Origin of the sequence: Haloferula rosea (genome assembly GCF_016595525.1) — a bacterium.
Lineage (GTDB): Bacteria > Verrucomicrobiota > Verrucomicrobiia > Verrucomicrobiales > Akkermansiaceae > Haloferula > Haloferula rosea.
In genome coordinates, this window is record NZ_JAENII010000010.1 from 1 (window position 1) to 25,581 (window position 25,581).

Annotated in this window: 18 protein-coding genes; 16 read left to right on the top strand and 2 right to left on the bottom strand. The window is 61.2% G+C overall.

Annotated elements, in window-relative coordinates; genetic code table 11:
- A partial coding sequence (locus JIN81_RS12960) for a DEAD/DEAH box helicase (protein ID WP_200280303.1) occupies nt 1-3,087 on the bottom strand: 3,087 nt, incomplete at its 3' end.
- Nucleotides 3,088-3,258: 171 nt separating this feature from the next.
- Between JIN81_RS12960 and JIN81_RS12965 the strand changes: the two genes are divergently transcribed.
- The 11 genes from JIN81_RS12965 to JIN81_RS13015 all read left to right on the top strand — a co-directional run bounded on the left by JIN81_RS12965 (nt 3,259) and on the right by JIN81_RS13015 (nt 15,754).
- Complete coding sequence (locus JIN81_RS12965; RefSeq protein WP_200280306.1) at nt 3,259-3,879, top strand: MBL fold metallo-hydrolase; 621 nt, start codon at nt 3,259-3,261, stop codon at nt 3,877-3,879.
- A gap of 116 nt (nt 3,880-3,995) precedes the next feature.
- A complete protein-coding gene (locus JIN81_RS12970; protein ID WP_200280309.1) occupies nt 3,996-6,602 on the top strand; it encodes a hypothetical protein in 2,607 nt (868 codons plus the stop codon).
- Nucleotides 6,599-7,237: a hypothetical protein gene (locus tag JIN81_RS12975; RefSeq protein ID WP_200280312.1), complete on the top strand. Its 639-nt coding sequence runs from the start codon at nt 6,599-6,601 to the stop codon at nt 7,235-7,237. Before JIN81_RS12970 ends, JIN81_RS12975 begins: the two co-directional genes overlap by 4 nt.
- Before the next feature lie 11 nt (nt 7,238-7,248).
- Nucleotides 7,249-8,241, top strand: a complete 993-nt coding sequence (locus JIN81_RS12980) for a prenyltransferase/squalene oxidase repeat-containing protein (protein WP_200280316.1) — start codon at nt 7,249-7,251, stop codon at nt 8,239-8,241.
- A complete protein-coding gene (locus JIN81_RS12985; RefSeq protein ID WP_200280319.1) occupies nt 8,238-9,782 on the top strand; it encodes a hypothetical protein in 1,545 nt (514 codons plus the stop codon). The genes JIN81_RS12980 and JIN81_RS12985 overlap by 4 nt, the downstream gene beginning before the upstream one ends.
- A complete protein-coding gene (locus JIN81_RS12990; protein WP_200280322.1) occupies nt 9,779-11,125 on the top strand; it encodes a hypothetical protein in 1,347 nt (448 codons plus the stop codon). Before JIN81_RS12985 ends, JIN81_RS12990 begins: the two co-directional genes overlap by 4 nt.
- Nucleotides 11,126-11,142: 17 nt before the next feature.
- Nucleotides 11,143-12,501: a hypothetical protein gene (locus tag JIN81_RS12995; RefSeq protein WP_200280325.1), complete on the top strand. Its 1,359-nt coding sequence runs from the start codon at nt 11,143-11,145 to the stop codon at nt 12,499-12,501.
- Nucleotides 12,502-12,628: 127 nt separating this feature from the next.
- Nucleotides 12,629-13,171, top strand: coding sequence for a peptidylprolyl isomerase (locus JIN81_RS13000; RefSeq protein ID WP_200280328.1), 543 nt, complete (start codon nt 12,629-12,631; stop codon nt 13,169-13,171).
- Nucleotides 13,172-13,480: 309 nt separating this feature from the next.
- Nucleotides 13,481-14,152 (top strand): aldo-keto reductase family protein, encoded by a 672-nt coding sequence (locus JIN81_RS13005; RefSeq protein WP_234044874.1) that lies wholly within the window; start codon nt 13,481-13,483, stop codon nt 14,150-14,152.
- 35 nt (nt 14,153-14,187) lie between these two features.
- Complete coding sequence (locus JIN81_RS13010) at nt 14,188-14,694, top strand: hypothetical protein (protein WP_200280335.1); 507 nt, start codon at nt 14,188-14,190, stop codon at nt 14,692-14,694.
- 4 nt (nt 14,695-14,698) lie between these two features.
- Nucleotides 14,699-15,754 (top strand): hypothetical protein, encoded by a 1,056-nt coding sequence (locus JIN81_RS13015; protein WP_200280338.1) that lies wholly within the window; start codon nt 14,699-14,701, stop codon nt 15,752-15,754.
- Between the two features lie 196 nt (nt 15,755-15,950).
- Here the strand turns inward: JIN81_RS13015 and JIN81_RS13020 are convergent, their stop codons facing one another.
- Nucleotides 15,951-17,186 (bottom strand): hypothetical protein, encoded by a 1,236-nt coding sequence (locus JIN81_RS13020; RefSeq protein WP_200280341.1) that lies wholly within the window; start codon nt 17,184-17,186, stop codon nt 15,951-15,953.
- 161 nt (nt 17,187-17,347) lie between these two features.
- Between JIN81_RS13020 and JIN81_RS13025 the strand changes: the two genes are divergently transcribed.
- From JIN81_RS13025 to JIN81_RS13045, 5 genes are all read left to right on the top strand, one after another.
- A complete protein-coding gene (locus tag JIN81_RS13025) occupies nt 17,348-17,716 on the top strand; it encodes a DUF2256 and DUF3253 domain-containing protein (protein ID WP_200280344.1) in 369 nt (122 codons plus the stop codon).
- Nucleotides 17,716-20,385: an ATP-dependent DNA ligase gene (locus tag JIN81_RS13030; RefSeq protein WP_200280347.1), complete on the top strand. Its 2,670-nt coding sequence runs from the start codon at nt 17,716-17,718 to the stop codon at nt 20,383-20,385. The genes JIN81_RS13025 and JIN81_RS13030 overlap by 1 nt, the downstream gene beginning before the upstream one ends.
- The gene (locus JIN81_RS13035; protein WP_200280351.1) at nt 20,382-22,832 is read left to right on the top strand and encodes a ligase-associated DNA damage response DEXH box helicase; all 2,451 of its coding nucleotides are present in this window, start codon (nt 20,382-20,384) and stop codon (nt 22,830-22,832) included. The genes JIN81_RS13030 and JIN81_RS13035 overlap by 4 nt, the downstream gene beginning before the upstream one ends.
- Nucleotides 22,829-23,497 (top strand): ligase-associated DNA damage response endonuclease PdeM, encoded by a 669-nt coding sequence (gene pdeM, locus JIN81_RS13040; RefSeq protein ID WP_200280354.1) that lies wholly within the window; start codon nt 22,829-22,831, stop codon nt 23,495-23,497. Before JIN81_RS13035 ends, pdeM begins: the two co-directional genes overlap by 4 nt.
- 98 nt (nt 23,498-23,595) lie before the next feature.
- Nucleotides 23,596-25,578 (top strand): ABC-F family ATP-binding cassette domain-containing protein, encoded by a 1,983-nt coding sequence (locus JIN81_RS13045; RefSeq protein ID WP_200280357.1) that lies wholly within the window; start codon nt 23,596-23,598, stop codon nt 25,576-25,578.
- The last annotated feature ends 3 nt before the right edge of the window (nt 25,579-25,581 follow it).

Here is a 25,581-nt window from a genome sequence, read left to right on the forward strand (position 1 = left end):
TGCCTCGAGCTCGAGGCGCGCCTTGATCAGGTCGAGCATCGAAACGAACTGCGAGAAGACGAGCACCTTGTGGCCTTCCTCATGCAGCTGGTCGAGCAGGTAGAAGAGAGACTCCATCTTGGCGCTCTCCTCCTTCAGATACTTCGGATCGATCAGACCCGGGTGACAGCAGATCTGCCGCAGACGCATCAGCCCCTGGAGAATCGCGAACGAATTCTTCTTCACCGCCTCATCGGAATCCAATCCGAGAAGGGCTTTTTGGATTCGCTTGAGCTCGGCTTTGTAGAGCTCCTGCTGGATGCCATCCATCGTGGCGTAGACCTCTTCCTCCGTCCGCGGAGGAAGGTCCTGCGCCACCTGGAGCTTGGTCCGGCGGAGCAGGAACGGACGCAGACGTGCTGCGAGTCGATTCTGGGAAAGCGGATCCTTGCGCTTGTCGAAGCGCTTCTTGAAGTAGGCGCGGCTTCCCAGCACCCCCGGCATCGCAAAGGCCATCAGCGACCACATGTCGAGCAGGCGGTTCTCAATCGGCGTTCCGGTCAGCACGAGACGGTTCTCCGAGTCCAATTCGCGCGCACACTTGGCCGCTTTCGAATCCGGATTCTTGATCTGCTGACCCTCGTCGAGGATGACGGTCAGCCATTTGATCTCGTTGAGCAGGTCACCACACACGCGAAGCTGCGCGTAGTTGAGGATCAGCATGTCGATATTCTCCTGCACGTCGGGCACGTCGAGGTCGTCGCGATTGCGGAGAATCTTGGCGGAAATGTGCGGCGCGAATTTCTCCGCCTCACTGGCCCAGACATCGAGGACCGACTTCGGACACACGATCAGCGCTGGACGGTGGGATTCGTTGGCCTTCTCCCGTGCCTCGAGCAGCCACAGGATGTAGGTCAGCGACTGGATCGTCTTACCCAGCCCCATGTCGTCGGCGAGGATACCGCCGAAGCGGTTCGTCGCCAGGTAGGCGAGGAATTGATATCCCTCGACCTGATACGGCCGCAGCGTTGCCTGAAGGCTCTTCGGCACGTCCGGCTTCACGTCGATCGTGATGTCACCGGCACGGTCCTTGATGCGTTTCCATGCCTTTGGATCGAAGACCTCGGCAGCCTTCGGATCGGCAAGCTGAAGGGCGTGCATGCGGTGGGTTTCCCCGGACAGGTCAAACGGGTCGAGGCCGAGGCGGGTCACCGCATCGCGCTGCTCCGGATCGAGCTTGATCTCCAGACGCATCCACGAGCCGTCTTCCATCCGCACATAGCCACCACGAGCCGCCACCAACTGGCGGATCTGGGCCTTGCTCAGGTTGACCCCTTCGACGTCGATCACGATCCGCAGGTCGAACCAGTCGATGTCCTGGTTGACGACTTCGAAGCGGACCGCAGCGGTCACCGGGTCGGCGAGGATGGACTTCAGACGCGTGTCGATATCGAGCTCGAGCTTATCGGGCATCGAGTCAATCCACTCGGCAAAGCGTTCGGGGAATTGCTTGGTGACGCGGGATTTGAATGATCCCAGCTTCTCGTCATAGGTCAGCCCCATGACATCGAGGAGACCCGGCACCGGGTAGAGGTCCTCGCGGGCGAAACGCAGCAGTTGTTTGCCCTTGAGCGTCTTCTGCTCGACGACCTCCCAGCCTTCCTTGGTGAGCTTTTCGGTCCGGCGGTCCTTGGCCTCAATCGCGGTCACGTCGATGACCAGGTGCTCGGTTTCAGCCGCAGTCAGACCTGCCACCAGCTTGAGCTCGAACTTCGGCTTCAGCTCGAGGTCCATCACCCGCTTCTTCAGCGACTCGGGCAGTGTGGCACCGATCTTGCGCAGGAACTCGACCCCTTCGAGGGAATCGATCACACGCTTCGGAATCAGATAGCGAGGCATCACCTCGGTGTCCTCAAGCCACCGTGGCGGCCCGGGGAAAATCGTCTCGTCGGACTGATAGAGTTCCTTCCGACCGGGCAGCAGACGCACGGAGTGCGACACATTCTCGCCGCTCGCGGTGACCAGCTGGAGCGCAAAGCTTCCCGGGTCATAGGGATCATCCTCGCAGACCCAGCTCAATGGATCCTGAACCACCTTGAAGTGCTTCTCGTCGAGGTTCACCAGATACCCATTCAGTGCCGGCTGACGGAACAACCGGTTCATGAAGCGACAGGCATCTTCCTGATCGAAGTCGAAGGTGGTGTCGCCGTACTGACGGTAGTAGGCGAGGAAATGCTCCCACAGCACCTGGCTCGGTGCGTCCATCTTCAGCGCGGCCTCGTCGAACAGAGGAAGCAGGCGCTCGATCTCGTTCTTCTCACGAAGTTGGAGCCACTCCTTGTCCCCTTCCTTCACTTCGACACGGGCTTCGTTGATCGTCGCCACGAGACGGAACTGAACCTCGATCGAACCACCCTGCGGAGGGCGTTCGTTGACCTGCTCGATGCGGTCATACCAGGCAGCGACCTCGCGCTCCTGTTCCCAGTCCGCCATCTTCTTCTGAACGTAATTCAGATCCGTGATGACGTTCATGAACTCCGGATAAGGGAGCTTCTTCTTGTAGAAAGCGTAGGCGAGGTAGTTCCAGAACTCGATGATGTCACCCGGAGGCATCGGCCACAGCTCAAGCGGCTCGTAGCTGGCAATCTCCCAACGCGGCGTCAACCGGACCATGTCGTGATCGTGAATCTCTCCTTCGATCACATAGCGACGGTAGCGCTTCTCCACGCGGGAAACGAAGTCTGCCTCCTTGTCATCGAGTTCGCGACCGAGCTTGTCCTCGATCACATCGAGGATCGGCGTGTCGTCGAACTCGTTCGGCGACTCCGGGAGATCCTCTCCCCGGTGCATGCGCTCGACCATCGTCGCGTATTGGCAAGCTCCGGAAACGATCTCGTCCTCGGCCGTGCATGAACCGAACCAACGGTTGCCCTGCAAACGCAGACTTGTCCGGAACGTGCCGCTCTCGTCTTCGACCCGGCCTTGAATGAACAAGTGGTTCCCGAAAATCTGAGTGACCGTTCCCTCTGCCTGAAGTGATTCTCCTTTTTTGCGTGCTTCCTCGGGAAATCCATTGAGGAAGTTCAGTGTCGCGCGATCCGGATTCATAAGCCTATCGAATGCCGCAAAACTCGATGGGTCAGGGGACGCCGTCGCAATGCGGGGCCGGGAGGATAAAGCCCGTTTCCAATTTCCCGCAATAAAAACCGTTGCTGGGAATGATTCGGGTTTTCCGAGGGTGGTTTGACACTCCGACAGCGGGCAGGTTTGCTCACGCCTGTGGACGACATTCAACGCTTCGAAGGTGGATTCCTGCTGACCAATTCCTATCTGATCCCCACCCCCAACGGCGGGCAGATCATGATCGACGCGCCGGCGGACGCCGATAAGTGGCTCGAGCAGCTCGGCATCACGCCGACCGCCCTGATCCTCACCCATCAGCACTTCGACCACGTCCTCAGCGCCCACCGCATCGCCGCCATGGGCGTGCCGATCTACGCATGGAATGCCTTCGACCGCGGGCTGCTTCTCGAGGAGGTCGTGCGTGAGTGGGGCATGCCTTTCGACGTGGTTGAATATCCGGTCGAGCATGTGCTTGAAGGTCAGAACTCCTTGGAAGTCGACGGACTCGGCTTTTCGCTATCCCACCTCCCCGGCCACTCGCCGGACAGCGTGATCATTCATCAAAAGGAAGCCCGCGCCTTGTTCGCTGGCGACACCCTGTTCGCCGGATCCACGGGCCGGGCCGATCTCCCCGGTGGTGACCCCGAGCTCCTCTACCGCGGCATCCGCGAAAAGATCTACACGCTGGACCCGGACACCCGCGTCCTTCCCGGCCACGGGCCTGAAACGGAGGTTGGTGTGGAGGCTGCTTCGAATCCGGTAATTCGTGCAGTTTGATCAGGCAAGAGGACCAGAGGCCGACGCTAAGATTGGCAAAGATTTCCGCTGGATCTGCGTCTACTCCTCTGGGAGTTTGATCAAAGCGTCGAATTGCCCGGCTCCAACCACCTGACATGCCCGAAGACCCAACTCAATCCACCCCTCTCCCGGAATCACTCCGGGAACAGCTTGAGGACTTCCGCCGCCAGCTCTGGCGGACGAAGATCGCCGAGGCCATTTTCGCCGGCATCTTCGGCCTGCTGCTTTCCTACCTGGTGGTGTTCGCCCTCGACCGGATCTGGCCGACTCCCGCGCTCGTCCGTCTGGGCGTCCTCCTCGCCGGCACCTCGCTGATGGCGGTCTTCGCTCCGATCTGGATGCACCGCTGGGTCTGGCGCCATCGCCGCGAGAACCAACTCGCCCGCCTCATCGCGCGCAAACACCCGAACCTCGGTGACCGCCTGCTCGGGGTGGTTGAACTGCAGGAGCAGTCCGAGAGCAATGAAACCCTCTCGCCACGCCTGCGTGCCGCCGCCATGGAAGCCGTCGCCGCGGAAACCGCGCGACGAAAGCTCGATGATTCGCTGCCGGTGTCCCGTCACCGTCGCTGGTCGCTCGCCGTCATCGCCCTGTTCCTTCTCGCCGGCACTGCTCTGACCCTCGTTCCCGATGCTGGATTGAACTCGCTCAAGCGCTGGCTTCTCCCCCTCTCGGCCACCCCCCGCTACACCTTCACCGTCCTCGACCACGTGCCGAACGAACTCGCGGTCGCTCAGGGCGAGGCTTTCGAAATCGAGCTCGTCCTCGCCGAGCAATCAGAGTGGCAGCCGGAAAGCGGCATGGCCCGCTACAACCGCCAGGACCCGGTCACCGCCGCACTCGACGGCCGCAGCTACCGCTTCGAGTTTCCCGGCCAGCAGGACCCCGGGAACATCCGGTTGGAAATCGGCGACGCCCGTCACTCGATCCGCATCATCCCTTCACTGCCGCCAACGATCGACCGCAGCATCGCCGACATCGAGCTACCCAAGTATCTTCAGCTCCCAAACCGCTCGGAAGACCTGCCATCCGGCATGGTCACCGCGGTCGAGGGTTCGAAGGTGCGGTTGACGGTCGAAGCCAGTCGCAAACTCGCCGGAGGTCGCTTCGGCCCGATCACCCCGGCGGACGTCCCCGCGGCAGAGACTTTGGTCGACGCAGCGGAGATGAGCCTGAGGGACCAACAGGCGAGCACGCCGTGGATCGACGTGGGAGCGGAATCGCTGCGCGTCCCGATGCAGTGGAAGGACGATATCGGCCTCGAAGGATCCAAGACCTTTGCCATCCGGATTGAAGCCCTGAAGGACGAAGCCCCGGTGTGCTACTTCGATGGACTCGCTGGCCAGCGCGCCATCCTCCCCGAGGAAACCATCGATTTTGAAGTGCTCGCCAGCGATGACTTCGGGCTGAAGGAATACGGCATCGTGTGGGAGGGCCAACTGACCCGCCCCGGCGATGGCGAACCCGCCAAGGGTGAACTCCGATTGGAAGAAGGAGCCCCCGACCTCGGCAGGGCCTCCTCCCCCGTCGCATTCTCACCGAAAACCCTCGGGATCGGACCCCAGAAGCTCATCCTTCGCGCTTACGCGGAAGACTACCTGCCGGATCGCGAGCGCAGCTACTCCCAGCCGATCATCATCTACGTGCTGAGCCGTGAAGAACACGCCCAGATGCTGAAGAACCAGTTCGACCGCGCCATCAGCGAACTCGAGGACATGGCTCGCCGCGAACGCAACCTGTTCGAAGAGAACCAGCGCCTGGAACGGCTCGATGCCGAGGAGATGCAGGAGGACGACAATCGCCAGCGACTCGAGAAACAACAGCAGGCGGAAAGCGAGCAGGCGGAGGACATGAAGGAGCTCGCCGAGAAAATGGAGGAACTTCTCAAGGACACCGCGCGCAACGAATCGATCGATAAGGAGACGCTGCGCAAGATGACCGAGACCATGCAGTCGATGCGTGAACTCGGTAACAAGGACATGCCCGAACTCGAACAGAAGCTCGGCGAGGCCGGCGACCAGAAGAACACCGAGGAGAAGTCCGAGCGCGACATGAAGGAAGCCGTCGAGCAGCAGGAGAAGGTGCTCGAGAAGATGCAGGAGACCATCAAGAAGGCCAACGAAGCCAACGAACGCTTCGAAGCCAGCACCTTTGCCGCCCGACTCAAAAAGGCCGCCAGCGAACAGGATGGCGTGGCAAGCGAAGCCATGGAGGGCTCCGACCAGTTTGGACTCCGGGCCGACCAGCTCGATCCGGCCGACCTCGGCATCCTCAATGACATCGTCCGCCAGCAATCCGACACCACCTCCGATGTGCGCTGGATCAAGGAAGACCTCGGCCACTTCTTCACCCGTACCGAAAAGGAAGTCTTCGGCGAGATCCTCGAAGAAATGAACGAATCCGAAATCGACATCGGACTCGAGGAGGTGCGCCTCAAGCTCAGCCGCAACCACGGCTTCAGCGCCGCCGAGAATGCCTCAGGCTGGGCCGAGCAACTCCGCGAATGGGCGAAGAAGCTCGAGGAGGCCGCAGGCGGAGGCGGTGGTGGCGGCGGCGGCGGTGGTGGCGGCGGAGAGGATGAGGACTTCGAGTTCATGCTCCGCGTCATGAAGATGGTGCAGAAGGAACAGGATCTCCGCGCCCGCACCCGAGCCCTCGAAACCTTGCGACGCTCCTATCAACCTCCAGCCCAGACCCCATGATGAAATCCCTGCTTCCCCTGCTACTCGCTCCAGCCATGGTCATGGCGGATGATCCGGAATTGGCGAAGAAGATCAGCCGTCATCAGGAAGGTTCCCGCACGCTCTCGGACGAGCAGGATGAGCTCGCCGCCGATGTCCAACAGCTGACCATCGAACAGACCTCACCCAAGGTCATCGAGCTTTTCGAAGCCGTCGAGGACGCCATGGATGAAGCCAGCGAGCTCCTCTATGAACACGACACCGGCGGCCCCACCATCGCCGCTGAAACCGACGTCATCGAAAAGATCTTCGAAGCCGCCAAAGCCAAGCAGCAGGAACAGCAACAGCAGCAAGGCGAAGGCGAACCTCAGGATGGTCAGGGCCAGAGCCCGGGCAGTGCCATGCTTGAAATGATGGAACGCATGCTCGGGCGCGAACCGGGGCAGCAACCCGGTCAACAGCCCGGCGAGCAGGCCGGACAAGGCAGCGGTGGCGATTCCCAGGCACCCAACGAAGGCATCGACGGTGCCTCCGGCGGAAAAGTGGAGGAACGCACCGTTCCGAAAGGAGCTGGAACCGCTGGCAAGAGCCTCCCGCGCGAGTATCTTGACGCCCTGAAAGCATACAACCAAGGAGCCGAAAAGCTCACTCGCTGAACCCCGTGCCCATGCTTCCCCGACTTCTACTCTCCACCGCCCTCGCCTGCTTCCTCGTCGCGCCTGCTTCTGCGCAGGACCTGAGGCGTCGTCCGGATGACCCCATCCCTCCTCAGCTCGACACGCTCTACGAACGAGGGTTGGCTTACCTCGCCAAGAACCAGACGGATGCCGGTGCCTGGTCCGACTCGATGGGAGGTGAGCCCGGCGTCGTCGGGCTTTGCGTGATCGCCTTCCTCGCCCACGGCGAAGACCCGAATCACGGGCCCCACGCCAAGGTGATCCAGAAGGGCATCGACTACATCCTCTCGCAGCAGCGCGAGAGCAACGGATACATCGGCAGCTCGATGTACAACCACGGGTTTGCCACTTTGGCGCTGGCCGAGGCTTACGGGGCCGTCGACGACCCGAAGATCGCCCCCGCTCTCAAGAAAGCGGTCGACCTGATCCTCAACGCCCAGTCGCGGAATGCCTCGGGTGCCTGGCGCTACACCCCGGAAAGCCGCGACGCCGACACCACCGTATCAGGGTGCCAGCTGGTCGCATTGCTGGGGGCCCGGAATGCCGGCCTTGCCGTGCCCGATGAAGCCATCCGCAAAGGACTCGCCTACATGGCCCGATGCCGTGGCGGGGATGGTGGCTACGGCTACACCTCAGCGAGCGGCGGCAAACCCACCCTGACTGCGATCGGCGTCACCTGTCTTGCCCTTGCCAAGGAAAAGGAGGGCAAAGGATTCAAGAACAGCTTGGGCTACCTCCGCGATCACATGAATTACCGGGATCGCCACTACCCCTTCTACTTCGAGTACTACATGTCCCAGGCCCTCTTCCATGCTGACGAAGCCGCATGGAACGAGTGGAACGACAAGAACCTCCGCTACCTCTCCACCATCCAACGGGCCGACGGCTCGTGGCCCGGTCCCAAGGGTGAGGCATTCAACACCTCCGCCTCGCTCCTGTCGCTCGCTCTCAATTATCGCTTTCTGCCCATCTACGAAAAATGATCCGCACCCTCTCAACCCTCACTCTCGCGTGCTGCATCGCGGCATCCGGCAAGGAAAAGCCGGATGACCTGCTCCGACTGGCCGACGGCGAACTCGCCGGACACTTCGGCGGCATCACGCCGGATGGCATCGTCCTCTGGAACCGTGACGACGGGATCGACACGATGGAGTTCAAGCAGGACAACATCCGCCAGATCGTCCTTCGCGGTGGCGGCACCCTCGAAGCCTCCGCGGACACTTCGCACATCAAGCTCAACAACGGTGATCGACTGCCCGCCCGGATCGTGGCGATGGATGACGAGAGCCTGACCTTGGAAACGCCCATGGCGGGAGAAGTCGTGATCCCGCGCAGCGCGGTCACCAGCATGCATCCCAATCCATTCGGCGGACGCCTGTTGTATGCAGGCCCATTCTCCGACGATGGCTGGGAAATCAGGTCACCGCTCCCCCCGGAAGAGGCGGATGATGGCCTGGACGACGACGAGAAAAAAGCTGAGCCGGACGAGGCCGCGGAAGGTGACGACAAGGAAGAGGAGAAGCCCAAGTCCTGGCGCCATGTCGGGGCCAAATGGTATTTCACCGGCGGTGACGATGTGATTCGGCGCGATGTCGGCCTCACCGCAAGCTCACTGGTCCGCTTCAACTTCGAGTGGCGCTCGCGCCCCCCCATCGCCATTGCCTTGAATGCCGACTTTGCAGAGCGTCCGGAACCCGAAGAGGACGAGGATGCGGAAGCCGATAAAGATGGAGAAGAGCAGAAGAAGGTTCGCCGCGTCCCATCACGCTCCGACTACTCCCAGTATTTCGGGAACGCCCTCGTACTCACCTTGAGAAGCAGCTACGCCCAACTCCTCCGCTGCGGATACGATGAAGAGGGAAACCCGTTTTCCGACCAAATCCGCCCGTCCTCATCGAGCGTGCGCTTTGCCGATACCGGCTCCGCCGAATTCGAGATCCGTAGCAATCGGGAGGCTGGCACCATCGCCCTGCACGTGAATGGCGAGTTCGCCATCCAGTGGAACCTCAAGGAGAATCTCGCCGACGACGCGAAACCCCTTCCCGATGGCGGAGGAATCGGCTTCACGCTCATGGGTAGCGACACCCCAGTCCGGATCTCGGACATCGTCGCCGCCGAGTGGAACGGCATGCCGGATTCCGCACGGAGTTTCGAAAGCGAGGAATTCGACACCATCCTGCTGACCAACGGCACCGACCGTTTCTCGGGGGAAGTGAAATCCATCAGCGACGGCAAACTGCAAATCGAAGGACGCTACGCAGAACTGGAAATCCCGCTCGAAGAAGTCGCGCAGCTCCGCTTCGCAGGAGCCACCGAGGAAGAGGATGAGACCCAGGATCAAGGTCTCCGCATCCACTTCCAACCTCTTGGACAGATCACCGGAAAAGCAGGTCGGGCCGAGAACGGAGTCATGCGTTTGAACTCACCACTGCTGGGTGACGTGCAGGTCGACCTTTCGTCCGCCGTACTGCTTGAGTTCAAGTCAGGCCACGGATTCCTCAACTACTGGGACGAAGATCTATGAGGCACCCCTTTTCCATCACGCCCCTGATCGTCTGCCTCGGCATTGCCCCGATCAGCGCGGACGAGGTGAAGCTCGAGGACGGCAGCAGCATCACCGGCGAAGTGCTCGGCCTCGATGCCGGAGGCGAACTCCGCATCGCGGTTCCGATCGCCCCCGAACCCCTGTCCATCCGGGCAGATCAGGTTCGCAAGGTCACACTCAGCCATGAAGCCGAGGAACCTCTTGAACGCGACGCCACCCTGACCCTGACCAATGGAGACCGCCTGCCCTGCGACGTCGTCGGGATCGATGGTGAACATGTCCACGTCGTCACCGACACCGCGGGAGAGCTTTCGGTGAAACGGGATTGGGTGAGTTCCCTTCAACTCGGGATTCGACCGCGCCGCGTCCTCTATCAGGGACCCGCCGGGCTGGAGGACTGGGAAGTCGACGAGGGTTGGCATTTCGAAGACGACGCCCTGGCCTCGGAGGGCCGGGGATCCGTCTCACGCTCGTTCGAATCACTCCCGGTATCGTTCTCCCTTTCCTTCCTGCTGACCTGGGCCCAGCGACCGAACTTCCAGATCTATTTCTGCTCGGAGCATGATGAAGCGGGCGGCGGCAAGCACGACCGCTACTACCTTCAGTTCAATGCCGCTGGATTCGAAATCAAACGCCAGAGCTCGGGCGAATCCACCTACCACACCCTCGGCAGCATCCAGCGCAAGCCCAATGGCTTCAACGATCCCCGGGTGGCCATTGAGCTCCGGGTCGACCGGGAAAACAAGATCATCCAACTCTACCTCGACGGCAAACTGGAGGGCAGCTTCCCCGACCCGCTCGCGACTTCTCCGGAAGGCAACGGCATGATCTTCACCAGCAACCTCAAGGCCGGCGAAGGACACCGGGTATCCCGCATCGTCGTTCGCGAATGGGACTCGGTGGGAGACCGACATCAGAGTGAGGACCGCGGCGAAGGTGATGGCGACGCCCTCATCGACCATGAAGGTCAGCGCTTCAGCGGCGAGTTGATCGACACGCGCGAAACCGCCAACGGCTCCTCCGTCTTTTTCAAGAGCCCCCACTTCCCCAAGGCCCTGGAGATCCCGCTCAGCAAGGTATCCACCATTTTCCTGAGTCGCCCGACCGAGGCGGACTCATCCAGCGAGCTCATCCTTGGTGTTGCCGGGGGCGGGTTCCTGAGTGCCAACGACTGTCGGTTTGCCGATGACCTCGTGGAACTCGACCATCCGATGCTCGGAGCGCTGAAGATCAATCGCAGCAGCGTCAGGACCATGGTGAAACGTGAACCTTCCGAAGACGAAGGTGACGAGGAAACAACTCCCAACGAAGACGAACAATGAGGTTTCTCAAGTGGCTCATGATTCCATCCATCGGGCTCGCGCAGCCTCCGATGACGGCTCAGTTCGAAAACGGTGACATTCTCAAGGGCCGGCTCGTTTCTTCCAGCGACGGAAAAACGGTGCTGTGGGATTCCAGCGCCTTTCCCGAACCCCAGGAGCTCGATCTCAAGATGCTGCGCGAAGTCGGAATCCCGGCCACCGAGGAGCAGGAACTCCCGCCAGGCGATCACGTCGCCGTGGTCGAACTCACCAATGGAGACAATGTCCGCGGCACCCTGCTGAGCGTCACGGAAGAGGCCATCAGCATCTCCACCAGCTTCGGCGGGGAGATGACTTTCCGACGAAACATGGTCGATCGTCTCGACATTGAGGATCGCCCCGAACTCATCTACAGCGGCCCAAAGGGACCGGACGAGTGGGTTCCTTCGGTCGAGGATGGCTGGAAATACGAGAATGGCCGTTTGATCTGCGAACGGAATTCGAGCATCAGCCGGGACATCGGCGAGCAGGACCGCATGCGTGTCGCCTTCGATGTATCGTGGCGCGAGAACGCCCGATTCCGCCTCTACCTGCATGCGGACCATGAGGATCTCGATCAGGTCGACAACTGCTACGAACTCGTGTGCCAGAGTCAGTATGCTTACCTGCGGAAACGCACGAGCCGCAACAACCGGACCGAGTCGACCACCATCGGCACAACCGGTGGCGTCCGCGAATTCCAAGAACAGGAGAAGGTCCGAGTGGAATTCCTTCACGACCGCATCAGTGGCCGCATCCGGCTCATGCTCGGAGGAAGAATCATCGCCGACTGGAAGGAACAGGCACCCGACGCCAAAGGCATGGGTTCATTCGTCCACTTTCTTGGAGACACCAGCAGTGCGATCGAAATTTCCCGCATCCGCATCACCACCTGGGACGGCCTGATCGACGGCCAGTGGCAGGAAGCCCCCATGGGACTTCGCGTGTTCCCGGGGGAAGACATGGACTCCGAAGAAGACGAGCCCGAGCAGGATCAGGAGGGAATCTTCCTCCGCAACGGTGACCACATCAGCGGCGACGCCGTGGGCATCGAAGGCGGCAAGGTCCGCCTGAAAACCCGCTTCAAGGAATTCGACCTTCCGGTGTCACGGCTGCGGACCTTCGCTCTCAGGACGAGCGAGGAAGCCAACGATCCCGAACTCTGCTGGAAACCCATCCGCCGAGCCAAGGACATCCGTGCCTGGTTTCCCGATGGGGGAGTCATCACCTTCGAGCTTCTCGAGATAAACGACGAAGTCATCCGGGGCCGCTCGCAGACTTTCGGCGAAGCCGAATTCGCCCCCGGGTCATTCAATCGATTCGAGTTCAACCTCTATGCCTCGGACCGCCGGCGCTGACAGTCGGCGGATATGACGTCACGCGTCCCAGCACATCGCAACCGGTCCCGGTCCTGGAATCACCAGCCAGCCCACTCGCCGCCGGAATCCATTTGCCACATCCGTGGTCGTGTCAGAGGCTCGGCCCATGTCTGACATCAAACTCACGCTGCACACCAGCAAGGGCAACATCGACGCCACCTTCTTCGCCGACAAGGTCCCCATCACCTGCGCCAACTTCCTGAACCTGGCCAAGCGCGGCTACTACGATGGGGTCGCCTTCCACCGGGTGATCGATCAGTTCATGATCCAAGGAGGAGACCCCACCGAAAGTGGTCGTGGTGGTCCGGGTTACAAGTTTGCCGATGAGTTTCATCCCGACCTGAAGCACGACAAGCCCGGCATCTTCTCCATGGCCAATGCCGGCCCAGGCACCAATGGTTCCCAGTTCTTCATCACCATGGTGCCCACCCCGTTCCTCGACAACCGCCACACGGTCTTCGGTGAGGTCACCGGAGGGCTCGACCTGGTAGGCAAGATCATCGGCAAGGTGAACACCGGCGAACCCGGATGCAAATCGGACGGAACCGGAGACGCCATCACTTCGATCACCATCCACGACGACCCTTCGGACCTGTTCGAAGCCCAGAAGGACAACATCGAGCACTGGAACAGCATTCTCGACCGCTGAATTCGAAACCAAGTTTGCAGGATAGTTAAGCAGTCCTAAACAGATCCGAGAGCGATGGGCATCCCGCCCATCGCTCTCTTTTTGTCTCCTAATATCACCAATCAATTCATTTACCGTCACGAACTGTCACAATTCACCCATGTCTTCCCCCACGTGATCGCGTAGCAAGATCAACGCATCTTGATTTTCGAGGTCTTCAGGTGCTTTCTGACGACGTCGCCGAGGCACCCACCTCACGACGCTGAACACCCCCCACAAACAATGACTCCCCCCTGCTCCCCCCGCAGTGGTCGGTCAGCACGCTTCCTCTTGGCGTTGAGCCTTGGATTCATCGGAGCTGTTGCAACCGTCCCCGCCGAAGACGTGCCCCGTGGCACTCTCAATGTCGACCGCGACCTTGTCCGCACCGGCATGAATTCCCAGCTCGATTGGAACATCGAGTATCCGACTCCGAAGGTGACCGACATCATCGACATCGTCCCTCCTCAGAGAATCGTCCCGAAGAAAAAGGTGACCATGAAGGTCCGGGTGCTTGGAGTCGCCTTCCAGTCCGGAAACAAGCTCCTACCCCTCGACGCTTACTACTCCATCAATGGTAGTTCGTGGGACCGCTTCTTCTACGGCACCGGCCCGGATGTCGAACCCGGCAAGGTCATGCTCAAGGAACGCAACATCGCCAAAGGATCGGTGATCGACTTCGGTGCCCGGGGATGGCTCGGACGAAGCTGGGCCCCTTTCCATGACACCACGAGGGAAGACCAGTATGTGCGCGTCCTCAAGAACGGCGACACCGCACCGAGCTACGCTCCGGCTTATAACCAGGGCAACATCATCAGCTTCCTGAAGCCCTACATGGATGACCGCGGTCAGGTCCGAATCGGAGACCGCGATCTCATCATCCTCTGGGAAGCCTCCACCTCTCGACCCGGTTCACGCTTCTTCGACATGCAGGACCTCGTCGTCCTCGTCACCTTCGAATAATCCCCCGACTCCCCCCCAAACTCCCCCTCCCCCCCATGAAAGCCTCCCTCATCCTCGCCCTGGTGAGCACCGCCGCCACGGCAGCTCCCATGACCGACCGCATCAGCGCCGATGCCCTTCAGGCACGCCGTGCCGCTGGCTCTCCAGTCGCCACCCTCGCCCAACAGGCGGAGCCCAACAAGCAGGTGACCCGAGCCAAGGATCAAAGTCTGATCAAGCAGTCCATGATCATCAGCGATGGCCAGAACTGGACCTTGGTTCCCAAGGGAGCTGTCCTCCACATCCCTGAAGCACTCAGCTCTCACATCAACGTTCGCCCGGTCGGAAACCTGCTCTCATGGAAAGAGTTCGTCATCCGCAACCGCAACTGGATCTCAGGTGAGGAAGTCAGCATGCGCCAGGCCGAAGGCATTCAGCCCATCGACGCCCGTCGGATCGCCTACTGGCCGAAGCAATCGAAGGTCATCGTCGCCGTCCATCTCGGTGGCCCGATCTCCGTCACTATTCCAGAGCCGGAAAACGAAACCGTCCAAAACCGCTGAGATCATGAAAGCCCTTGCACTTCTTCTCGGATTCGCGGCATCCACCGCCCAGGCATCGGATTGGGTCAACTTCATCCGTCAGACTCAGGTCGACAGCGGAGTGATCTGGGACATGCCCGTCGCACCCACCGGCGACTCGGCCTCGAGGCTCTCGCTTGAAGAAGGCGGCGCGCTCTTCCAACTGTGGACGATCGAGCAGGCCACAACCAAGGACTACCTCCTCGATCAACGCCTCGTCGGCACCTACCTCCCCTCCGCCGAGATCACGATCGAAACCGGGGATCCCTATCCGCACGTGCACCGCACTCGTGCCGATCAACCTTTCACCGTCCACATTGAAGTTGGTGGGTTGCTCTCGGGAGCGAATCTGCCGGAGGCCTCGCAGCAGGTCCTGCTTGAGCATCACCTTGCCGCCTACAATGGAGGCACCAGCATCATCGATCCCCGCATTGCCGTTTCCGGTGCCCCAGCCAGCCAAGGACTGCTGCGCAGCAACGGTGTCCACACGCTGAACTTCCAGGCCTCCAGCCTGCCTGCGAGTGATCCGACGCGCGCCGTCGGGGAGGAACACTTCGTCGTGCACGCGCTGCCCGATGCCTCGATCCCCCAGACTCAGATCGCCACGAACTTCGTCCAGATCTGGCCGGTCGCCCGCGGTGCCATCACCGGGCTGTCTGCAGGAGATATCGTCCGTGGTAAACCACCCACCATCACTCTCGACCTGCGCGATCTCTATCCATCGAGCACCACCTATCTTCAGATTTACCGGGGCAGTGCCTCGCTTGGCACCGACGGCCAGACCGTGGAAGGCAGTGTTCTGGTCCTCGATCAAAGCAACAGCGCCGACCGCGTGCTCCCCATCACCGAGTGGGGCGGCCTCATCGAAGAAGATGGCACCCATACCCTGGAACTTGTGACCGTCACACCTTTCGGAACCGAGCGCCTCTCCTACGTCGAATTCATGGTCGATCGGGAACTTGAGGTGCACGCTCACCTCGGTTCCATCGAGACCAACAATCCGGCCTCAACCATCAACTCGGACAATTCCCCCCAACCTTGAAGTTTCGACCGGTGGGTGTCGTGCAACTTCGGTAGCACAGCCCCCCGCCCGGCACCCCCGGCCGGACTTCATGGACCTTTCCCGGGCCTCGCCCGAAACCCTTACCAAACCAATCCCCCCGAAAACTGGAGTTTCAGCCGCACGGTGCCGGGCAATCTCGGTAGCACAGCCCCCGCCCGGCACCGTCGGCTGAACTTCATTCCCTCCCGGATTCGTCCGGGAGGGTTTTTTCGAGAATACGGGCAATTCTCAGTTTCTCGGACTTCCCGAGATGGGGTGCAATGTCTCCATCCTCCGGTGAAAGGGCGAGAGCCAGACGATCCATCACCGCCTGATAGACACGCGGAGGCATCGCCGAAAAGGCGCTTGAGTAAACCATGTACGAACAGCGGTTCTTGAACAGCCGCTTGTAGAGCCTCAGATCCGCGAGTGAGTCACCGGCTTCCGTCCGCGGAAAGCGCGCCACGAACTCCTCCTGGAAGTTCTCGTCGCCCTCGATCCCCTCACCCAGATCCGCCTCGTCCTTGAACAACAACGCATCGACGAGACGAACCGCCGAGGAATCCGCAACCCTCCCGGCCTGGCCTGCGTCGGGATCCGCATCAGGATCCAGCGCACGGGACAGGAAGTGAGCCCGGCGATAACGCATCGTCGCCTCATTGATCAGGTTGTGGACCTCGCACTGATGCTCGAGGATCATCAGCGCCACAATGTCACTCGTAGGACGCAGATATTTTCCGGTATCAATCACACCGGACAGGTTCGTTAGATCATCCCCGGATGCTTCCGGTTCGCTGTCCTCCTGATAGGTCTGGTTGCCGAAATGGGGATGGGCACTTTCACCCGTCACATAGTAGCCCCCCCACCGTTTGGTGATCGGCGTGCTGGAGATCACGGTCTCGGAGCCGAATCGACCGATCGAATGCCCATCCGCATCAGGAAACACCGAACGAATCAGGACACCGGGCACGCCACGGGTCCGTGTCGTTCCATGGCACGACAAACAATCGCTGCTGTCCCGTGCGATCTTCAAACCCTGAGGCCCACCCCCATCGATCAGGTAGAAGACCGGCCCAAGCACCGGATCCTCCGAGATCACTTCGATGGACCCGCCCGGCACGTAGCCAACGTAGGCATTCTCGGAGAAATACAACGCCCGCGGATTTCTCGGACCGATCAGGCCGATCTGCTTGCTCGTCTTCGAAAACACCAGCGTTTGGGAAGACTCGGGAATCTCCAACCGCTCCAAGACCAACCGCAAACGGTCAAGCGGCGGCATCACCTCCAACGGCGTCTCCTCCAACTCCCGCTGCAACTCCGCAATCGGGTCAGACGCCGGACTGTCGGCATACTTGATCGGCACCAGATCCCAAAAATCCACCCGCGCCACCACAAGCTGTGTCGCCAGGATCCATGAAATCCAGAACTTCATTTCCTGATGTAACGTGGCGAGGCCCATGATTCCTACGCATTTTTTCTGATTCCGCCGTCATCCTTCTTTCCATCGTCCCCGCCCGCCCTTTCCGGGCTCGGAGAGCAACGGAGTTCCCAGCAGCGACTTGCGGGTCTCGGGAGTTCGACGAACGTTGCCCCATGGAGCCGCCGAAGAGTTGTCACAGCTGTGGACGAACCATCGAGTGGCGCCGCAAATGGAAGGACAACTGGGACGAGGTGCGCTACTGTTCCAGCGCCTGCCGCCGTCAGAAACCCAGTGCCTTGGACACCCGAATCGAGCAAACCATCGTTGAACTCCTCGAATCCCGAGCCACATCCTCGACGATCTGTCCGAGCGAGGCTGCTCGGGTCCTGTTCCCGGGCGATGATTGGAGGAGCCAGATGGAACGAACCCGCCGCGCCGCCCGACGCCTGGTGAGCGAAGGTCGTCTCGAGATCATGCAACGAGGGCGTGCGGTCGATCCATCGACTGCCAAAGGTCCGATCCGCCTGAAGTTGAAGTCCTGATGGCTGCGGAAGAGATCCAGATTCAAGCCCGCAAGGCCGGGATCTACCTGCCCGAAGCCGATCTCTGGCTTGACCCTCACGGGCGTCAGGGCCGCGCTTTCATCTCCCACGCCCACGCCGACCATTTTTCGCGCCCGGACGAGGTGATCTGCTCGCCGGAGACCGCTCACCTGCTGCAGCGCCGGTTCGGCCTCAAGCCTGAAACCTTTGAGGTCATTCCCTTCGGGGAGACCCGCCGCATGGCCGGCTTCGAGCTGACCCTTCATCCTGCCGGCCATGTCGTGGGCTCCGCCATGCTTCACATCCGGCGAATGAAGGACGATCAGACACTGCTCTTCACCGGCGACTTCAAGACCGAGGCCACCCGGACCTGCCCGGCGGCCATGGCGGTCCGGGCCGACTCCCTGATCGTCGAAACCACCTATGGACGGCCGGAGTATGTCCTCCCATCCAGAGCTGAAGTCGAGTCATCGATCCTGCGGTTCATCGAGGCGGCCTTCGATACCGGTGAGGTGCCCGTTCTCTGCGCCTACTCGTTGGGAAAAGCCCAGGAGCTTTCCGCCTTGTTAGGAGAGCATGGGATTGCTTTCCAAGCTCACCCCAGCGTTCTGGAAATGAATGATGCCTGTCGCGAACTCGGCATCGATCTTCCCCACGCGGAGCGCATCGCCTCTCCCATTCCCGATCGCCATGCCGTGATCTGCCCGCCGAATGCCGTCCGCTCCACCTTGATCCGACGGCTCAAACGAAAAGTCACCGCGATGGTCAGTGGTTGGGGAATCCACCCCCACGCCCGCTACCGCTATCAGGTCGAAGAGGTCTTCCCCCTTTCGGATCACGCCGACTACCGTCAACTGCTCGACTTCGTCGCCGCCGTCGACCCCCGCCACGTCCATACCATCCATGGCTCCACCCGGGAATTCGCAGCGACCCTGCGCGCGGCCGGACGGGAGGCCTGGTCACTTTTCACCGATGATCAATTGGAGTTGTTCGGCAAGCAGGACACGCCGCACAAGGACCTTGGACATGAGGTTTCCTGGGATCGCCCCCTTGCCATCCTCAACGAACAACTCAACGAGATCGCGCAAATCCCGTCACGAATCCTCAAACGGGATCGCCTCGCGGCCATCCTTGCTTCCCTCGACGATCCGTCTCTCCGGCAGCTGGTCGACTGGCTCTCGGAGCGCTCTCTGAAACTCGGATTCGGCTTCGCCTCGATGAGGCTTGCCCTCCTCGAGGCCTACTCGATTCCCCTCGCAGACTACCGTGCCGTCTCGGATCAACAGCAAGACCCCGCGCGCACCGCTCGCATTCTTGCCGGGATGCACGGACGCCCGGATGACAGCCCCTTTGGGTTTCAGGATCTCACATCCTTGATGCACGAGCTGAAGGAAACCTCCGCCCCTCTCGATGCCATCCGCCGATTGGCCTCCACCCTTCGCCACCTTCCCCCACCGGAGGTCGAGTTCGTCATGCGTGTCCTCACCCGGGAGTTCCGCATCGGCAGCCGCGAGGGATTAGTCGAGGAAGCCACCGCGGAAGCGTTCAGCGCCTCTGCCAAGGAGATCGCAACCGCCCACATGCTGGGCGGCGACCTCGGAGCGACCGCGCTCATGGCTCGCCACGGGAAACTCACCGAAGCGCGACTCACCATCGGCACCCCCATCAAGGTGATGCTTGCCTCACCCTCGCCGGACGCGTCGACCATCTGGGACAAGCTCTCGTCCGACCGGGCTGAAGTGTGGCTCGAAGACAAGTTCGACGGCATCCGCGCCCAGCTTCACAAGAGTGGCAACGAAGTCCACCTGTTCTCGCGGGATCAAAGGTCGCTTGATGACGAGTTCCCCGAACTGCTCAAAGCTGCCACCCGACTTCCCGACTGCCTCATCGACGGCGAGATCATCGCCTACGAAGAAGGAAGGAAACTTACCTTCTTCGACCTGCAAAAGCGATTGGGACGGAAGAAGATGAAATCGAGCCGGGCTCAGACCGATCTGTTCCATCCTCAGGAGATCCCCGTGCGCTTCATCTCCTTCGACCTGCTGGCTCTGGAGCAGGAGTCGCTGTGGCAGCGTCCCCTCGTCGAACGACGTGCCTGCCTCGAAACCATCGGATTCCGCCCCCCCTTCGAGCTCGCCGCTCGATTCAAGGCAACGAGCGCTGAGGAGATTGACGAGCATTTCAAACAAGCCAGAGCCCGGCTGAACGAGGGCCTGATCGCGAAGGACCCCACAAGCGCCTATCAGTTCGGACGACGCGGCCAGTCATGGATCAAGCTGAAGAAGGCTGAGGTGACCCTGGACTGCGTCGTCGTGAAGGCCCAGCAGGGACATGGAAAACGTGCTGGCGTGCTCTCGGACTACACCTTCGCCGTCCGCGACCGGGACAACGGGCAACTCCGGGTCATCGGAAAGGCCTACAGTGGACTCACCGACGAGCAGATCGAGGAACTCACGGAGCACTTCAAGAAAACCACCATCGAGAAACAGCGGAGGGTCCATCTGGTCGAACCGACGACCGTGCTGGAGATCGCCTTTGACTCCATCCGCCCGAGCAAACGCCACGACAGCGGTCTCGCCATGCGTTTCCCTCGAATCAAAGCCATTCGTCGGGACAAGACCCCGGACGACATCGACACCCTTCAATTCGCCAGGACCTTGTCGTCATGAAGACCGCGCCCACAGCAGCCGAGACCTTCTTCGCCAAGCGCCAATGGAAGCCCCACGATTTCCAACTGGAAACCTGGCAGGCATACCGGGAAGGCCGGTCCGGACTCCTGCACGCACCCACAGGCCTCGGCAAGACCCTCGCAGTGTGGATGGGCCCGGTGAATGAATCGCTTGGTGCCCCCCGAATCCCGACCTCGTGCCAGGTCCTGTGGATCACTCCCCTGCGCGCGCTCGCCAAGGACACGGCCAGGTCGCTTCAAGAGCCACTCGATGAGCTCGACGCTCCCCTGGAAGTGGCCCTCCGCACCGGTGACACTTCATCCTACCGGAAGGCCAAGCTGCGGGAGAAACTTCCCTTTGCGCTGGTCACCACACCGGAGAGCCTGTCGCTGATGCTGACCTACGGCGATTCCCGTACGAAGCTCTCGAAACTGAAGTGCGTGGTTGTCGATGAGTGGCACGAACTACTCGGCACCAAGCGAGGTGTTCAAACCGAACTCTGTCTTGCCCGACTCAAGCAATGGGCACCGGACCTGCGTGTCTGGGGCGTCTCCGCCACGCTGGGCAATCTGGACGAGGCCAAGGAGTCCTTACACGGAGCCCGCCACAAGGAAGCCGCCTTCGTCCACTCGACGATGCGCAAACCGCTGAGGGTGGAAACCATGATCCCACGGGAAATCGACCGTTTCCCGTGGGCCGGCCACCTCGGCATCCGTTTGGTCAAACGCGTCGCCAAGGCACTTCACCGGGCACGCTCCAGTCTCGTCTTCACCAACACGAGGAGCCAGAGCGAGATCTGGCACCAATCGCTGATAGAGGCCGACCCTTCGCTGAAATCACGCATCGCCATTCATCACGGATCCATTTCCAGAGAAGACCGGCTGGCCGCCGAGCAAGGCCTGCTTGAAGGCACCTTGCTTGCCGTGGTTTGCACCTCGTCGCTCGATCTCGGCATCGACTTCGCTCCCGTCGAGCAGGTGATCCAGATCGGCAGCCCGAAAGGAGTCGCTCGCCTGCTCCAACGTGCCGGTCGCTCGGGCCACCAACCGGGCAAGGCATCCCGCCTGCTTTGCATCCCGACCAATGCCATGGAACTCCTCGAGTTCGCCGCAGCTCAGGATGCGCTCGATGCCCGCGAACTCGAGTCACGACGGCTTCAGGAAAAACCACTCGATCTGCTGGTCCAGCACGTCGCCACCTGCGCCATCGGCGAAGCTCTTGACGAATCGGATTTCGCCGCGGAGATCCGCTCCACCCACAGTTACCGGAAGCTCGACGATGCCGATTGGCAATGGGTGCTCGGGTTCGTCAGCAACGGGGGCGATGCCCTCAGAGCCTACCCCCATTACCGCAAGGTGGAACGCAAGGCCGGGAAGCTCCACTTCACCGACAAACGCATGATCCAACTCCACCGGATGAACATCGGCACCATCACTTCCGATGTCGCGGTGAGCCTGCGCTTCAAGAACGGCCAGAAACTCGGAACCGTGGAGGAAGGGTTCATCACAAAACTCCGCCCCGGGGCTCCATTCGTCTTCGGCGGACGTCTGCTCGAACTCGTCCGGGTCCGCGACCTGATCGCTACCGTCCAGCCGTCCTCGAAGAAAAACGTGAAGGGCGAGGTCGTGATCTGGGGAGGAAGCAAGATGCCGCTGTCCACAGAACTCGCCCACGCCGTGGCGCGTCGCCTCAATGGTCAGGTCGACACCCCAAGAGCCGAAGTTGAGGCAGTCAGCGAGCTCCTCGACATTCAGGCTCGCTGGTCTTCCGTGCCCACGGATTCGGTGCTTCAGGTGGAGCACGCCCTGTCGCGACAAGGCGAACACTTGTTCTTCTACACCTTCGCAGGAAGGCTCGTGAACGAAGGAATCGGCACGCTTGCTGCCCACCGCCTGACCGATGGCCATCCTCAAAGCGTTCAGGTCACTCAGAACGACTACGGTTTCTGCCTGACCTCCACGGGGAAACTTCCACTCGATGAAGCCCGCCTGCGCGAAATCCTCCGCCCCGAACAGCTGCTCGACGACCTCCTCAAGTGCCTCAACACCCACGAGCTCGCACGCAGGAAATTCCGTGAAGTCGCCCGGGTCGCGGGGCTCATCCAGCAGTCACAGCCGGGCAAGAGGAAAGGCATGCGAAACATCCAGACCTCGGCAAGCCTGCTCTATGAGGTCTTCACCCGTTACGACCCCGACAACCTGCTGCTTGACCAGTCGAAGCGCGAGATCCTCGAGGGACAACTCGAGTTCACCCGCATGCAGGAAGTGCTCAGCGCCATGGCGGACAAGTCCTACCGGTTGATCGAGCTCGAGCGCCTCACACCAATGGCATTCCCGCTGTGGGCCGAACGCCTCCACTCCACCATTTCCACCAAGGACGCCCTCACCTTGATGGAGGAAATGCTGGCCGAATTGGAACGCGAAGCCGACAAATCCCTGAGCCAATGATCGCCGGATCCCTTGCCATCGATTTCCATGGCCACGAACTCATCCTTCACCCGGAAGGCGCCGTCTGGTGGCCGGCATCGGGCAGCCTGATCCTGTCGGATGTTCATTTCGGGAAATCCGCCACGTTTCGGGCTCACGGCATTCCCGTGCCGGAAGGCGTACGTCAGGAAGACCTCGACCGAATCGACCGCCTCATCGCTCAGCTTGATGCGCAGAGCCTTCACATCGTGGGCGACTTCCTCCATTCGAATGCGAGCATTCCCGCTCCCCTCGAAGAAGAACTTCAGGGCTGGCTCGACCGGCTTCCCTGCGAAGTCACGCTGATCCTTGGCAACCACGACCCATCGCCCGCCCAACTCCGCAGCCTCGATGGTCTCCGCTGTTTGGATCAGGAAGAGAAGTCGGGGATCACCCTCATTCACGATCCAGCCGACGCGCAAGCCGGCCGCCCGACCATCGCCGGGCACCTCCACCCGCTCTGTCGGATCGGGGGCAAGAGAGGACCCGGCATCAGGGTCCCCGGGTTCTACCTGTGGAATTCCTGCCTGGTGCTTCCGGCATTCGGCACGTTCACGTCCGGCTCTCTGGTCGAACTGAGAGGTCCCCGATGCGCCTTCCACCCCATCATTGACGGAAAGGTCCAGCGCGCCATCCGACCCAAGTGACCGGGTGAACGGCTCGGAAGCTCCCAGGCAGCCCCCGCATTTCCCTGACACGCAAGCTTGGACGACGGCCCTTCCCTGTTCATGGTCCGCCGCCTCCGATGCTTTCGATTCAAAATCTCCGGGTGGAATACGGCCCGCGCGTCCTGTTCTCCGACCTCTCCTTCGCGGTCCAGCCCAAGGAACGCATTGCCTTCGCCGGCCATAACGGCGCCGGCAAGTCCACGCTCATGAAGTGCATCGCCGGCGTGATCGAAGCCTCCGCCGGGGACATCACCCGACCCAAGCACTACCGGATCGGCTATCTCCCGCAGGAGGGCATCCACGTGCACGGCCGCACGCTCTGGGATGAGACACTCTCCGCATTCGGCGAGGCGCTGGCACTGCAGGAGAAGATCGACCGACTCTCCGCCGAACTGCCCAAACTCGACCCTCGTTCATCGCCATACGCCGAGCTTCTCGAGGAAATCGGCGGACTCGAACTCCGGCTTGAAGCTGCCGACCCGGCCAGCATCAAACCCAAGGCGGAGTCCGTCCTCCAGGGCCTTGGGTTCAAGCGCAAGGACTTCACCCGCGACTGCGGAGAATTCTCCGGTGGCTGGCAAATGCGGATCGCCATGGCCAAGCTCTTCCTTCAGGAACCGGAAGCCCTGCTGCTCGACGAACCGACCAACCACCTCGACATCGATTCCCAACGCTGGGTCGAGCAGTACCTGCACAGCTACCCGGGATCCATCCTCATCATTTCCCACGATCTGGCGCTTCTCGACGCCTTGTGCACCCGCACCATCGCCTTCCACCACGGTCGCGCCGAAGAGTACGCCGGCAACTACAGCTACTACCTGAAGGAGTCGGTTCACCGAAAGGAGATCCACCGCAAGCGCTACGAGTCCCAACAGCGGGAGATCGCCGAAACCCAGCGCTTCATCGACCGCTTCCGCGCCCAGGCAAACAAGGCATCGCAGGTGCAGTCGCGGATCAAGATGCTCGACAAGCTCGAGCGCATCCCGAAGCCGGAGGAAGACGATGCGGTAATGAACTTCCGCTTTCCCCAGCCGAAGCCCTCCGGTCACCTCGTCGCCAAGCTGGAACACGCGACCAAGGCCTACGGACCGCTCACGGTATTCCGGGACTTCGATTTCGAAATCAACCGCGGTGAGAAACTCGCCATCGTCGGCCCGAACGGCGCCGGCAAATCGACCTTCTGTCGATTGATCACCGGCCAAGAGGAACCCACCACAGGTGTCCACGAACTCGGTTTGCGGGTCGGGCTGTCCTTCTTCTCACAGAACCACGCCGACGAGCTCGACCCCGACCTCACGGTGCTTGAGACCGTGGAAAGCGTGGCAACCCGCGAAGCGGCCGCCCAGGCCCGGAACCTGCTCGGGTGCTTCCTCTTCCGCGGCGACGATGTATTCAAGAAGGTCGGCGTGCTCTCCGGTGGCGAACGCTCACGGGTCGCGCTGGTGCGCATGCTGGTCCAACCGGCCAACTTCCTGATTCTCGACGAACCGACCAACCACCTCGACGTCCAGAGCCAGGAAGTCCTGCAGAACGCCCTCATCGGCTACGAAGGTACGGTAATCATCGTATCCCACAACCGCTCCTTCCTCGACCCGCTCGTCACCAAGACCCTCGAATTCCGACCGGACCACGACCCCCGTCCGTTTGCCGGCAACATCTCCTACTATCTGGAGAAGACCACCGCCGAAAAGGAAGGAAAGGCCCAGCTGTCCGGGACGCAGTCGCCGAAGGCCGCCTCCAGCAGCACGCCATCCGGCGGAGGAGCCAATCGAAAGGAACAACGGAAGCTCGAAGCGCAGAAGCGCCAACAACGTGCGCAACTCCTCAAACCCCTCGAGAGCGAACTCGAAACCCTCGAGGCCAGCATCGGTGAATACGAGGGGGCGCAAGCAACCCTCACCGCTGCACTGTCCTCCGAGGAGGTTGCCTCGGACCCGGACAAGCTCCAGCAGACCGCTGCCGCTGTCCAACAGATCACCGAGAAGCTGGAAACCGCCTACTCCCGCTGGGGCACTCTCTCGGATGAAATCGAGAAGGTGAAGGAGAAGCTCGGCGATTGAGCC

What these genes read in the sequence shown, in the direction of transcription:
- JIN81_RS12970 (WP_200280309.1), top strand. Translation starts at nt 3,996, where the DNA reads ATGCCCGAAGACCCAACTCAATCCACCCCTCTCCCGGAATCACTCCGG.
- JIN81_RS12975 (WP_200280312.1), top strand. Translation starts at nt 6,599, where the DNA reads ATGATGAAATCCCTGCTTCCCCTGCTACTCGCTCCAGCCATGGTCATG.
- JIN81_RS12980 (WP_200280316.1), top strand. Translation starts at nt 7,249, where the DNA reads ATGCTTCCCCGACTTCTACTCTCCACCGCCCTCGCCTGCTTCCTCGTC.
- JIN81_RS12985 (WP_200280319.1), top strand. Translation starts at nt 8,238, where the DNA reads ATGATCCGCACCCTCTCAACCCTCACTCTCGCGTGCTGCATCGCGGCA.
- JIN81_RS12990 (WP_200280322.1), top strand. Translation starts at nt 9,779, where the DNA reads ATGAGGCACCCCTTTTCCATCACGCCCCTGATCGTCTGCCTCGGCATT.
- JIN81_RS12995 (WP_200280325.1), top strand. Translation starts at nt 11,143, where the DNA reads ATGATTCCATCCATCGGGCTCGCGCAGCCTCCGATGACGGCTCAGTTC.
- JIN81_RS13000 (WP_200280328.1), top strand. Translation starts at nt 12,629, where the DNA reads ATGTCTGACATCAAACTCACGCTGCACACCAGCAAGGGCAACATCGAC.
- JIN81_RS13010 (WP_200280335.1), top strand. Translation starts at nt 14,188, where the DNA reads ATGAAAGCCTCCCTCATCCTCGCCCTGGTGAGCACCGCCGCCACGGCA.
- JIN81_RS13015 (WP_200280338.1), top strand. Translation starts at nt 14,699, where the DNA reads ATGAAAGCCCTTGCACTTCTTCTCGGATTCGCGGCATCCACCGCCCAG.
- JIN81_RS13020 (WP_200280341.1), bottom strand. Translation starts at nt 17,186, where the DNA reads ATGAAGTTCTGGATTTCATGGATCCTGGCGACACAGCTTGTGGTGGCG.
- JIN81_RS13025 (WP_200280344.1), top strand. Translation starts at nt 17,348, where the DNA reads ATGGAGCCGCCGAAGAGTTGTCACAGCTGTGGACGAACCATCGAGTGG.
- JIN81_RS13030 (WP_200280347.1), top strand. Translation starts at nt 17,716, where the DNA reads ATGGCTGCGGAAGAGATCCAGATTCAAGCCCGCAAGGCCGGGATCTAC.
- JIN81_RS13035 (WP_200280351.1), top strand. Translation starts at nt 20,382, where the DNA reads ATGAAGACCGCGCCCACAGCAGCCGAGACCTTCTTCGCCAAGCGCCAA.
- pdeM (WP_200280354.1), top strand. Translation starts at nt 22,829, where the DNA reads ATGATCGCCGGATCCCTTGCCATCGATTTCCATGGCCACGAACTCATC.
- JIN81_RS13045 (WP_200280357.1), top strand. Translation starts at nt 23,596, where the DNA reads ATGCTTTCGATTCAAAATCTCCGGGTGGAATACGGCCCGCGCGTCCTG.